Origin of the sequence: Bacillus toyonensis BCT-7112, from assembly GCF_000496285.1 — a bacterium.
GTDB lineage: Bacteria > Bacillota > Bacilli > Bacillales > Bacillaceae_G > Bacillus_A > Bacillus_A toyonensis.
Genome location: NC_022781.1, coordinates 444,541 through 456,636, shown reverse-complemented (window position 1 = coordinate 456,636; position 12,096 = coordinate 444,541). Strand labels below are relative to the sequence as shown.

Below are 12,096 nucleotides of genomic sequence, written 5' to 3'. Positions count from 1 at the left end.
GGGTTTTAATTTTAGATTCTTTACATTTTTATAAAAAAGATTGATCGTTTTATGTGGTCTACTTAAATATTTTGTCATTTTCAAAAAAAGTTCATTTATATATTCCTTCAAAATCTTATTCACATGTGTATAAAGGATTTAGTCAATAAAGAAGATTTAAAATGTTATGGTGAGAAAAGGGAATTGCTAAAAAGAGAATATCTATTCGAAGAGTTTGGCAAAATACTGCAAGGATAAAGTATTCTTGTGCAGATATGCAAACGATTTAAACGAATCAATGAAATTTATAATGAGGGAGCAAACAAATATATGAGTGAAACATTACATAAAAGAAAACCACCATATTTAATGCTTGTAATTCTTTTTATTGGGGCCTTTGTTTCATTTCTAAATAACTCGCTTTTAAATGTAGCTTTGCCATCAATAATGAAAGATTTAGACATTCAAGATTATTCAACGATCCAGTGGCTTTCTACAGGATATATGCTTGTTAGTGGTATATTAATTCCGGCATCAGCATTTTTAATAACCCGCTTCTCAAATAGGAGCTTATTTATTACATCTATGGTGATTTTTATTCTTGGGACTACCTTAGCGGCTGTAGCACCGAACTTTGGTTTATTACTTACTGGTCGGATGGTTCAAGCGGCAGGCTCTTCAGTTATGGGACCTTTGTTAATGAATATTATGCTAGTAAGCTTTCCGAGAGAAAAAAGGGGAACAGCAATGGGGATTTTTGGACTAGTTATGATTACAGCTCCAGCAATTGGACCGACACTATCAGGTTATATTGTAGAGTATTATGACTGGCGTTTGCTTTTTGAAATGATTTTACCATTAGCAATCATTAGCTTACTATTAGGGGTTTGGAAATCTGAAAATGTCATGAAACAAAATAAAAATGCAAAACTTGATTATCTCTCATTGCTATTATCTTCTGTCGGTTTTGGCGGTTTGTTATATGGATTCAGTTCTGCAAGCTCCGATGGTTGGATGGATACAGTTGTCGTAACAACTTTAATCATAGGCGCTATTGCCCTAATTGCTTTCATTATCCGTCAATTAAAAATGAATGAACCGTTATTGGATTTACGTGTTTACAAGTACCCAATGTTTGCACTTGCATCTGTAATTGCAATTGTCAATGCGGTGGCCATGTTTTCAGGTATGATTTTAACACCAGCTTATGTACAAAACGTCCGTGGTATTTCGCCGCTGAACTCTGGGCTGATGATGCTTCCGGGTGCGGTAATAATGGGGGTTATGTCACCAATTACAGGTAAACTATTTGATAAATATGGCCCTCGGATTCTTGGCATAGTAGGACTTTCCATTACAGCTGTTTCAACTTATATGTTGGCAAACCTGCAAATTGACTCTAGTCACACACATATTATTCTTATTTACACACTGCGGATGTTTGGGATGGCAATGGTGATGATGCCACTTATGACAAATGGTCTTAATCAATTGCCGACTCGCTTAAATCCGCACGGTACGGCTGTTAATAATACAGCTCAACAAGTGTCCGGTTCGATTGGTACTGCTATTCTTGTTACGATTATGAATTCTGTAACAACAACAAAAGCTGAAAGTCTAATGTCTGATGTAGATCCAACAACCTTCACAGCAGCTACGAAGGCAATAGTAACTCAGAAGGCTTTATTGTCCGGAATTCAGCATTCATTCTATGTAGCGCTTGGCATGAATGTTGTTGCACTGCTATTAGTTTTTTTCGTTAAACGTGTAGATACAAGTGCGGAAGCAGTCGATAGGTTAAATCGTTAGAGCAAAACAAAACTCTTGCTAATGATTCCTACAAGTTTTTTTGCTTATTAGTTCGAATATGAAGAAATCTAAATTTCCGCTGCTAAGGCGCCGGTATTTAAAGCTGGAAAAGAACCAGTGAAATAATTACATATAGTAAAAAAGATCTGATATTCATATCAGATCCTTTCAGATTGAAGACAAACACATTGTTCAATTAAATAATGTGTTTGCTTTTTATCTATTTCTCTATCCTTCTCAAGCTTTTTATGCGGTGTTTTTTTATTTTCACTCAATATTTTCTACATGTAAACACTTAGTTTCACAGTAATATCCTTTGCCGCCAACATAAACTTTTTCTATTTCATTCTTGCTATTGGTTGCTAATTTAACTAATATTTCGGAAGGCGAGTGTAAAGAATAACCTTGTTCAAATACATAGACTTCTTTTTGCAAGTAGTGCTGTTTATAAAGGTAGCAAGCTAATGCACCGTTTGAAGTTCCAGTCGCTGCTTCTTCATTGATATCGTATAGTGGAGCAAAGTTTCTGCATATAATTCGATTGTCATTAAAAGTATATAGATGCATCCCGACAACATTATAATACTTGCTGATTTCTTTAATTTTTTCAAAATTAGGTTGCATTGTATGTAATTGTGTTTCGCTTTTTATAGGAATTAAAATATCTTTTAAGCCCGTGGAGACAATTTGAATTGGGTATTTATTGTCTATATCTTTAATGTCAAAGCAGTCGATAAACTCATTTGGAGATATAACATCATAGAATATCGGTTCGTTTTGTTCCATGAATATGATGTCCTCTTTTATGGTAATAGTAAGAACACCGCTGTTCGTTTCAATCGTATAGCGATTCTTGAAAAGTTTATTTAAATGCATCAGTATCGTGAAAGAGCCAATTGTGGCATGCCCACATAAATCAACTTCTTCTTTTGGTGTAAAATACTCAATTTTATAATCAGCAATTTCAGATTCTGATATAAATGCGGTTTCCGCATAGCCCAGTTGTTTGGCTATTGCCATTTTTTGAGTAGTGGTCAATGTATTCTCCATAAATACCACTCCTGCTTTATTTCCGCCTTTATGATCCTTGCTAAATGCACTTGCAACATAAACGGATATTTTCATAAGACACCTTCTTTCCTCACTTATAGTAAATTGTAGCATGGAAAGCACTACGTATAAATGTTGTTGGATAAATTTACTATAAAGCAAGAGACAAACTATTTTTTAGCATCTGAACTCTCTGGAAATAGTTTCACTAGTCAAACATTACTTATCGTATTTGTTTGACTGGACATTAAAAACTATGGGCTTTCCAAATACTACAATCTTAAGCTCATCAACTTCTTTGTTTTGGGTATTCGCTTTTCTTAGCTTGACGGATATGTAGTGCAACTGTAGCTGTAAAATAAAGTGTGATCAAAATATGTGGGGAGTTTTTAGATTATCTTTTAACACCAACATTATAATGCTCCAATTATAATAATTCGCTTCATTGTAAGTTAGTATTTTTTTCTGCAAGTTATAAATCTAATGTCAACAAACAACTTAGATTACCAACCTTATAAGCAATATCATAATCATGAATAGTTAGGGAAAAGATAAAATAAGGTAATCAATTACATATCTTTATCCCAGGCGATTACTTGCTATCTTCTCTTTATTGAATGGGATATTTTATCCCGCTATTTGCCGGGCAGTAAGACCCCCACCTCAAAATTCAGCGGAAGCAAAGAAGTTAGGTGGGGGTCGGGCTGCCCGTAAAAGCCTGATTGGTGAGGGCTGATTAAAGTTTCACTTTATTTCATGCTTTTTGAAAGGGTGTTTTTAATGGATAAAAAAGTATCTGCCATTCCTCAGCCGAAAACATATGGACCGCTGGGGAATCTCCCATTAATCGACAAAGATAAACCGACCTTATCTTTTATCAAGATAGCGGAAGAGTATGGTCCTATTTTTCAAATTCAAACTTTAAGTGATACCATCATTGTCGTTTCTGGACATGAACTGGTAGCAGAAGTCTGTGACGAAACACGGTTCGATAAAAGTATAGATGGTGCTTTAGCAAAAGTTCGCGCCTTTGCTGGGGACGGGTTATTTACAAGTGAGACTGACGAGCCTAACTGGAAAAAAGCTCATAATATTTTGATGCCTACATTCAGCCAACGGGCAATGAAAGATTATCATGGCATGATGGTTGATATTGCTGTACAACTCGTTCAAAAATGGGCAAGACTGAATCCGAATGAAAACGTAGATGTTCCGGAGGATATGACCCGCCTTACATTGGATACAATTGGTCTATGTGGTTTTAATTACCGATTTAATAGCTTTTATCGTGAGACCTCTCATCCTTTTATCACTAGCATGAGCCGTGCTCTAGATGAAGCGATGCACCAATTACAGCGACTGGATATAGAAGACAAACTCATGTGGAGAACGAAACGTCAATTTCAGCATGATATCCAATCCATGTTTTCTTTAGTAGATAATATTATTGCTGAACGTAAAAGTAATGGAAATCAAGAAGAAAATGATTTACTTGCCCGTATGTTAAATGTGCAGGATCCGGAAACTGGTGAAAAATTAGATGATGAAAATATTCGTTTTCAAATTATCACTTTTTTAATAGCTGGGCATGAGACAACAAGTGGATTGTTATCTTTTGCAATCTATTTTTTATTAAAGAATCCGGATAAGTTGAAAAAAGCCTATGAAGAAGTAGATCGGGTATTGACAGATCCTACTCCAACATATCAACAAGTTATGAAACTTAAGTACATACGGATGATTTTAAATGAATCGCTACGTCTATGGCCTACTGCTCCAGCATTCAGTCTCTATGCAAAAGAAGATACAGTAATTGGTGGGAAATATCCAATTAAGAAAGGAGAAGATCGTATTTCTGTTCTTATTCCACAGCTACATAGGGATAAAGACGCATGGGGAGACAATGTGGAAGAATTCCAACCTGAACGATTTGAAGAGCCGGATAAGGTTCCTCATCATGCTTATAAGCCATTTGGAAATGGTCAACGAGCATGTATCGGTATGCAGTTTGCACTTCATGAAGCCACTCTCGTAATGGGAATGCTTCTTCAACATTTTGAATTAATCGATTATCAAAACTATCAGCTGGACGTAAAACAAACATTAACGCTAAAGCCCGGTGATTTTAAGATTAGGATCCTTGCCCGAAATCAAACGATCAGCCATCCTACTGTCCTTGCACCTATAGAAGAGAAGCAGAAAGACCATGAAATCAAGCAGCAAGTTCAGAAGACTCCTTCTATTATTGGAGCTGATAATCTTTCGCTGCTTGTTCTGTATGGCTCGGATACAGGGGTAGCAGAAGGTATTGCAAGAGAACTAGCAGATACAGCTAGTTTAGAAGGTGTTCAAACGGAAGTGGTAGCTCTTAACGAGCGAATTGGAAGTCTGCCAAAAGAAGGAGCAGTTCTTATTGTGACTTCTTCTTATAATGGAAAGCCGCCAAGTAATGCAGGGCAGTTTGTGCAGTGGTTGGAGGAATTAAAACCGGATGAGCTCAAAGGTGTTCAATACGCAGTTTTTGGTTGTGGAGATCACAATTGGGCTAGTACTTATCAGCGGATTCCAAGATACATTGATGAGCAAATGGCTCAAAAAGGAGCAACAAGATTTTCTACACGCGGAGAAGCAGATGCAAGTGGTGATTTTGAGGAACAACTCGAGCAATGGAAACAAAGCATGTGGTCTGATGCGATGAGGGCATTTGGACTAGAACTTAACAAAAATATGGAAAAAGAGCGCAGTACTTTGAGTCTGCAATTTGTTAGTCGTCTTGGAGGATCTCCTCTTGCCCGAACATATGAAGCAGTTTATGCATCTATACTAGAAAATCGTGAACTCCAATCATCCAGCAGTGATAGGAATACGCGGCATATCGAGGTATCCTTGCCAGAAGGGGCTACGTATCAAGAAGGAGACCACCTTGGAGTGCTGCCAATTAATAGCGAGAAAAATGTTAACCGAATTTTAAAACGCTTTGGATTAAATGGGAAGGATCAAGTCATACTGAGCGCAAGTGGGCGCAGTGTAAATCACATACCTTTAGACAGTCCTGTTAGTTTGTTTGACCTTATTAGTTATAGTGTCGAAGTGCAAGAAGCAGCCACTCGAGCACAAATACGAGAAATGGTGACATTCACAGCATGCCCTCCTCATAAAAAGGAATTGGAATCATTATTGGAAGAAGGAGTTTATCATGAAAGAATATTAAAGAAACGTATTTCAATGTTGGATCTTCTTGAAAAGTATGAGGCTTGTGAAATCCGATTTGAACGATTTTTAGAACTTCTTCCTGCACTCAAACCGCGTTACTATTCTATTTCAAGCTCGCCACTCGTTGCACAGGATCGTCTGAGCATTACGGTTGGTGTTGTTAATGCACCTGCATGGAGTGGGGAAGGGACATATGAAGGAGTCGCTTCTAATTATTTAGCTCAGCGTCATAATAAAGATGAAATTATCTGTTTCATTCGAACGCCACAATCAAACTTTCAATTGCCTGAAAATCCAGAAACACCAATTATCATGGTGGGGCCAGGTACTGGAATTGCACCATTCCGTGGATTCTTACAAGCGCGTCGTGTTCAAAAGCAAAAAGGTATTAACTTAGGACAAGCGCATCTATATTTTGGTTGTCGTCATCCTGAAAAAGATTATCTTTATCGTACAGAACTAGAAAATGATGAAAGAGATGGATTAATCTCTTTACACACAGCTTTTTCTCGTCTAGAGGGACATCCAAAAACATATGTACAGCATTTAATAAAACAAGATAGAATCAATTTAATTTCGTTATTAGATAATGGAGCTCATCTTTATATATGTGGTGATGGAAGTAAAATGGCTCCGGATGTAGAAGATACCCTTTGTCAAGCATATGAAGAAATTCATGAAGTTAGTGAACAAGAAGCAAGGAATTGGTTGGATTATTTGCAACATGAAGGACGATACGGGAAAGATGTTTGGACTGGAATATAAATTATCCTTAATTAGATAAGTAATATGTAACGAATGAACTTCTTTCGACTAAGTGTTACTTTACAAAATAAACGTATTGATAAAAATCCCGTATTTTTTATGGAATACGGGATTTTTCTATTTTTTAATAAGCTGGACTGATATTGTAGAAAAAGAAAAAATCTCATATGAAACTAAATTAGAGTGTTACACATAGAGTAGGGCCGTTCTATTAAAAAACTAAGTTTGATTAAATAAATGCGATAAAATCTTGTCAAAAATAATGAAATTTCAGGAAAAATAAGGTACACTAGTCAATGGTTTTGGTTTAAAATCGATTGACGTTAATGTCTATGGGGGAAAAATTGATGAACAACAATACAGTAAATGAATCAGTTGAAGAAGTTCATAAAAAACGAGTAAGATCAAGAAAACGTTTTCCAAATTGGAAATTTATCGCAGCGGGTGTTGGTATAATTGCGCTTCTCGTTGGGGGAGTGAGTTATTATCAGGTAACTCACTTCAATTCGAATGTTACGATTAATGACACCAAAGTTGGTGGTATGAGTGCTGATCAGGCAATACAGAAATTAAAAACATCTGGACTAGCAAATAAAGTTTATGTCGATCAACAACAAATTTTAGATGAAAAAGAGACAAAAACAGAACTTACGGAAAAAGATTTGCCTCAAGTTAAGAAGCTATTAAAAAGCCAGTGGACATTTTTCCCTTCCTCAAAGGAAAAAAATTATTCAGTGCTACCGAAAAAGGCGGATCAGTATCGTAGTGAAACGATGAAAAAACTTGTAGAAGAAAAGCTCGTTTCTATGAATAAAGAATTAAAAGCACCTCAAGATGCTATGGCGAAGCTTGAACAAGGAAAAATTGTTATTTCGAAGAGCGTTGATGGAAAACAGTATGACGTTACTAGTCTATTGAAAGATTACGACAAGCAGAAATATAAAAGCGAAATTCATCTGAAGTCTACATACATACAGCCTATTAAAGAAGACGATCCAATTATCAAAAAAGAGGAGCAAGCACTACAGAATCTTCTTGGGCAGTCCGTTGAATATAAAGTACAGAATGAAGTGTATCCTTTAAAAGCGAAAGATTTAATTCAAAATGCCTCTATGTCAAAGGATATGAAAGTGACAATCGATGCGAGTGACATTAAGAAAAAGATTACTGAAATTAATAATGCTAAATCAACATTAAATAAAAATTTCAGCTTTAAAACCCATTCCGGTTCGGTTATATCAGTAAAAGGACAAGGCTACGGCTGGGCACTAGATGTTGAAAAAGAAACAAAACAAGTTCAACAAGCTTTTGAAAAGGGTGAAAAATCGCTATCTGCTTCTAATATTCACGGAAATGGTTGGGAGAAGGAAGGTATCGGTTATGAAACAACAGCGAATAACGGTATTGGAGACACGTATGCGGAAGTTTCAATTGCAGATCAACAAATTTGGATTTATAAAGATGGCAAATTAGCAGTCACAACAAATGTAGTAACTGGTAAACATAGCACGAGTGAAGATACATCACCAGGTGTGTGGTACGTCCTATATAAACGAACACCATACACGTTGAAAGGAAGCGCAGTAGGTAAAGCTGATTATGCAGTTAAAGTAGATTACTGGGTACCATTCACAAATAGCGGTCAAGGATTCCATGATGCTGGCTGGCGAACAAATTGGGCGAATAATGCCTATTTAACAGGGGGATCAGGTGGGTGTGTTAACCTTCTTCCTAATGTTGCAAAAACTGTGTATGATAATTTGAACACGTATGATCCAGTTATTGTGTACTAGAAAATAGCAATCTTGCGTGAAGCGATGTATGTATGAAGAACTTAAATTAAAAAAAGAAGCAGAAAATCGTGAGTGATTTTCTGCTTCTTTTTTATTATGTATACTATGTACTTCTCGTGTGCGGGGGGAACTGTTATCTAGGTACATTTAAACATAACATGTGGTTATCAATTCAGAGAAAGGCATCTGATGGTATCTTTTCTTTATTTCCAAAAGGACTTGCTCAATATCATCATGAATTTTTATTGATGGCATTTATATATTTTTTTACTCATAAGAATAGAACTAGCTTAGTATTTACTGGGGGGATTAAGAATGAATAGGGATGAGACCTCATTACATCCTGATACGGGTGTTACGTCTGTCATGTTTGTTGAACGATCATTAAATGAAATTCGTTTTTGGTCTAGAATCATGAAGGAGCATTCTTTTTTTCTTCGATTGGGGTTTAGATGTGAGGATACCCAACTAATCGAAGAAGCTAATCAATTTTATCGATTGTTTGAACATATCGAACAAATAGCGTATTCCTATACAAATGAAACAGATCCTGAGCAAATAAAAAGATTTAATTCAGAAGTACAACAAGCTGCAACTAATATTTGGGGATTTAAAAGAAAAATTTTAGGATTAATTCTCACATGTAAATTGCCAGGGCAAAATAATTTCCCACTGTTAGTTGACCATACAAGTAGGGAAGCTGATTATTTTAGAAAACGTTTAATTGAATTAAATGAAGGTAAATTAGATGCCCTTCCTGATGCTATTATTAAAGAAAATGTTTTCTTTTTAAGGATTATGGCAGACCATGCTAAATTTATTGGTCATCTTCTTGATCCATCGGAAAGAAAGCTTGTAGATACAGCACGGAATTTTAGCAATGATTTTGATGAATTAATGTATCAAGCAATTGACTTAGAATCTATGAAACCACAATCTCAAACAGTTCCTCTTTTAGATCAATTTTTAGATCAAAATCGTGTGTCAGTCACATCTCTTCGGGATTTTAAGAAAACGGCACGTGATTTAATTGAGCAATGTAAAATAAAGAGTATCATTCATCCATTATTAGCAGATCATGTATTTCGTGAAGCGGATAGATTTCTTGAAATCATTGATATGTTTGATGCTCATCTTACCAATATTAAATCACAACCTAGATATTAAAAAATAAGGAAAGATACTATTTTTCCTTAAGCTGAGAAGTTAACAATTTATTGTTAGCTTCTTTTCCTTGTGATTTTTAATATTTCCAAGCAATGTAATGAAGTATAATTAGCATATAAGCTACAAGAACAAGGCAAACAGCTTGTGAAAATAGATAAGTGATTTCCTTCTGCAAAGATGTGTCGCGGTTGTAGAAACAAAAAAGAAATGTCACTATCTGAAAGAACAATGTAGACGATCGGAATTAAAAATGTTGAATAAAATTGACAATGAATATCATTTGCATTTATTATGGAATCGTCCCATGTAATTGGATATGATTTTTGTGAAAAAAAGTCTACTTTTTTATTAATGTAATAGATTTCAATTAAAATGTCACTTTCAAGAACTATCACTAATTTTTTTATGAATTTAAACGTAGGAAAGGGTAAGTAAAAATGAACTGGAAAAAAGGCGGATTATGGATTATTATTTTTTTCATTGTAAAAGGTACGATTTCTACACTTTTACTTGTTACAGGTGCTAAATATTTTAATTTATCATATATGCAACTTTTCGTACTAGTACTGATCTTATTACTGATTTCTCTCATAAGTCGAAAATTGCTTTATAGACATAAACAAAATAAAAAGCAAAAAGAGCTAAATATATAATGAAGCCCCAGAGACCTTTGGATTTCTGGGGTTTTACTTTTGGAAATTCATCCCGCTATTTGCGGGTAGTAAAACTCCCATCATTTACAATCTAGTAATAATTCATATAACCAAGAATACTTGGGCTAACAGATTTTATTAGAGTGCCATCATCTTTTTGTAACCGAATAGATTCATTACCGTTTCAGACTTATGTATGAATTCATAACCTAACAGTAAAAGGGGGATGATTGAAAATATGGCGATTAATGAGGAATCAATTTGTCGACAGTTTGCCAGAATTATCGGTGGACAAGAAGGATTCGCTGGTGGAAAATGTGTAGCAACAATAAATCGGGAGGAAATACGAGCAACAATTTTAGGAAAACATTTTAGAGTAACAACTTCCTTCTCATTTGAATCAAGAGATCATAAAACTGGACGGGCATTATGTCTAGGCCGAGTAGCACTCTTGCAAAAGGAAGTTACTGAATTTGTTGCTACAATTATTAAACAAGGTATAATTGTTTCGTCTATACACAATGAATGGTTATGTGATGATCCGAATTTGATTTACGTTAATATCGAAGACGTTGATGATCCACTAATTTTCGCAAAAAAAGTTAGAAGAGCGTTATGCAAGTAACAAATTTCTTTCGTTAAATGTTTGATTTTATTAATTAGAATTTTTTGGAATAGATTTAAGTGAATGATTTTATAAAAAAGAAGGCGTTCCATATTTGGAATGTCTTTTCTTAATAATTTTGCCGCTAATGTCGGCTGTTACATTATTTTAATTGATTATATGCTGCTTATCTTGCAACAATAAGAACTGGGTGAGGTATGTTAACTTGATGGCGATGAGCTTCGATTGTGGAAAACCTCCAGATTTTTATTAGCTGGTTAGTTGAAGAAGAATTTGTTCCACAACCATTAAGTTATTATAATACAAAAAATCTTCTCCTGTAATCCCTTCAAATCGGTCAATCTCCGCGTCTTTTGAATTCCCTGAAAGTTGCTAAACTTAAGCTAAATAACGATACCCTCTCTAGAGAAATAATTAACATATCCTATGCAAGAAAGTTTAGGTAGCTAATAGCATATGTTTTATTGAAAGGGTGTGTTTGAATTATGGAAAGGCCGAATTGGGGAATTGGAGGATTAGTATTCGTTGGCTGCATGTTTCTTGGTGGAGGAGTGGGATCTATGTTAGGAAGTACTCAAACTGGATTTCTTGGGATGGCTTTAACGAGACTGATTAGAAAGTAATATAACGGGGATTCTTCTTCCGGTAAATAATGAAATATGTATGTTAGTAATGCCATAAGAACTCTATAAATTATAGTTAGAAGCTTCTCTTTTGTATTTGTATTTTCTGATTTTTTCCATACATAGATATGATTCTCAAGTCAGAGGATGGCACCTTAGGGTGTTTTTTTATGCCCTCTAAAAATGTCTTAACATATAATAGCCGAGTTTTACCTTCAGTCGCCCAGCAAGCATAAAAGGAAAAACACCTCATAAAGTGAAAGTTTAATCAGTGGGGTGTTTTCCCTCACTGATTATTAGCCCTCACCAATCGGGCTGTTACGGGCAGCCCGACCCCCACCTAACTTCTTTGTTTTCACTAAATTTTGAGGTGGGAGCGTTACTGCCCGTTACTGCGGGATAAAATAAAAATTCTGCAC

General features: G+C 35.3%; 8 protein-coding genes and 1 pseudogene. 8 read left to right on the top strand and 1 reads right to left on the bottom strand.

All coding sequences use genetic code 11. The annotated features are described in order from the left end of the window. Window positions 1–309 precede the first annotated feature (309 nt). Complete coding sequence (locus BTOYO_RS02340) at window positions 310–1,788, top strand: DHA2 family efflux MFS transporter permease subunit (RefSeq protein ID WP_000005107.1); 1,479 nt, start codon at window positions 310–312, stop codon at window positions 1,786–1,788. 267 nt (window positions 1,789–2,055) lie between these two features. Here the strand turns inward: BTOYO_RS02340 and BTOYO_RS02335 are convergent, their stop codons facing one another. Beyond that, entirely contained in the window at window positions 2,056–2,913 is an 858-nt protein-coding gene (locus BTOYO_RS02335) for a PhzF family phenazine biosynthesis protein (protein WP_000704337.1), read from the bottom strand. Window positions 2,914–3,618: 705 nt separating this feature from the next. Here BTOYO_RS02335 and cypD point away from each other — a divergent pair. The 7 genes and pseudogenes from cypD (at window position 3,619) to BTOYO_RS27635 (ending at window position 11,677) form a co-directional block, all read left to right on the top strand. Continuing rightward, the gene (gene cypD / locus BTOYO_RS02330; protein ID WP_000359053.1) at window positions 3,619–6,816 is read left to right on the top strand and encodes a bifunctional P-450/NADPH--P450 reductase; all 3,198 of its coding nucleotides are present in this window, start codon (window positions 3,619–3,621) and stop codon (window positions 6,814–6,816) included. Between the two features lie 347 nt (window positions 6,817–7,163). After that, entirely contained in the window at window positions 7,164–8,609 is a 1,446-nt protein-coding gene (locus BTOYO_RS02325; protein WP_001064111.1) for a L,D-transpeptidase family protein, read from the top strand. Window positions 8,610–8,924: 315 nt separating this feature from the next. Next, a complete protein-coding gene (locus BTOYO_RS02320; RefSeq protein WP_001078035.1) occupies window positions 8,925–9,776 on the top strand; it encodes a DUF2935 domain-containing protein in 852 nt (283 codons plus the stop codon). Window positions 9,777–9,884: 108 nt separating this feature from the next. Further along, window positions 9,885–10,004, top strand: a pseudogene (locus BTOYO_RS25805) (RNA-guided endonuclease TnpB family protein); the annotation flags it as partial. A 209-nt stretch (window positions 10,005–10,213) separates the two neighbouring features. Next, a complete protein-coding gene (locus tag BTOYO_RS02315) occupies window positions 10,214–10,429 on the top strand; it encodes a hypothetical protein (RefSeq protein ID WP_001104095.1) in 216 nt (71 codons plus the stop codon). Window positions 10,430–10,667: 238 nt separating this feature from the next. Beyond that, the gene (locus BTOYO_RS02310) at window positions 10,668–11,054 is read left to right on the top strand and encodes a DUF1259 domain-containing protein (RefSeq protein ID WP_000996667.1); all 387 of its coding nucleotides are present in this window, start codon (window positions 10,668–10,670) and stop codon (window positions 11,052–11,054) included. A gap of 485 nt (window positions 11,055–11,539) precedes the next feature. After that, window positions 11,540–11,677 (top strand): hypothetical protein, encoded by a 138-nt coding sequence (locus tag BTOYO_RS27635; protein ID WP_000441012.1) that lies wholly within the window; start codon window positions 11,540–11,542, stop codon window positions 11,675–11,677. Window positions 11,678–12,096 lie beyond the last annotated feature (419 nt).

Bases quoted from the DNA above. Each gene is read 5' to 3' on its own strand.
- cypD (WP_000359053.1), top strand. From the start codon at position 3,619: ATGGATAAAAAAGTATCTGCCATTCCTCAGCCGAAAACATATGGACCG.
- BTOYO_RS27635 (WP_000441012.1), top strand. From the start codon at position 11,540: ATGGAAAGGCCGAATTGGGGAATTGGAGGATTAGTATTCGTTGGCTGC.
- BTOYO_RS02315 (WP_001104095.1), top strand. From the start codon at position 10,214: ATGAACTGGAAAAAAGGCGGATTATGGATTATTATTTTTTTCATTGTA.
- BTOYO_RS02335 (WP_000704337.1), bottom strand. From the start codon at position 2,913: ATGAAAATATCCGTTTATGTTGCAAGTGCATTTAGCAAGGATCATAAA.
- BTOYO_RS02325 (WP_001064111.1), top strand. From the start codon at position 7,164: ATGAACAACAATACAGTAAATGAATCAGTTGAAGAAGTTCATAAAAAA.
- BTOYO_RS02340 (WP_000005107.1), top strand. From the start codon at position 310: ATGAGTGAAACATTACATAAAAGAAAACCACCATATTTAATGCTTGTA.
- BTOYO_RS02310 (WP_000996667.1), top strand. From the start codon at position 10,668: ATGGCGATTAATGAGGAATCAATTTGTCGACAGTTTGCCAGAATTATC.
- BTOYO_RS02320 (WP_001078035.1), top strand. From the start codon at position 8,925: ATGAATAGGGATGAGACCTCATTACATCCTGATACGGGTGTTACGTCT.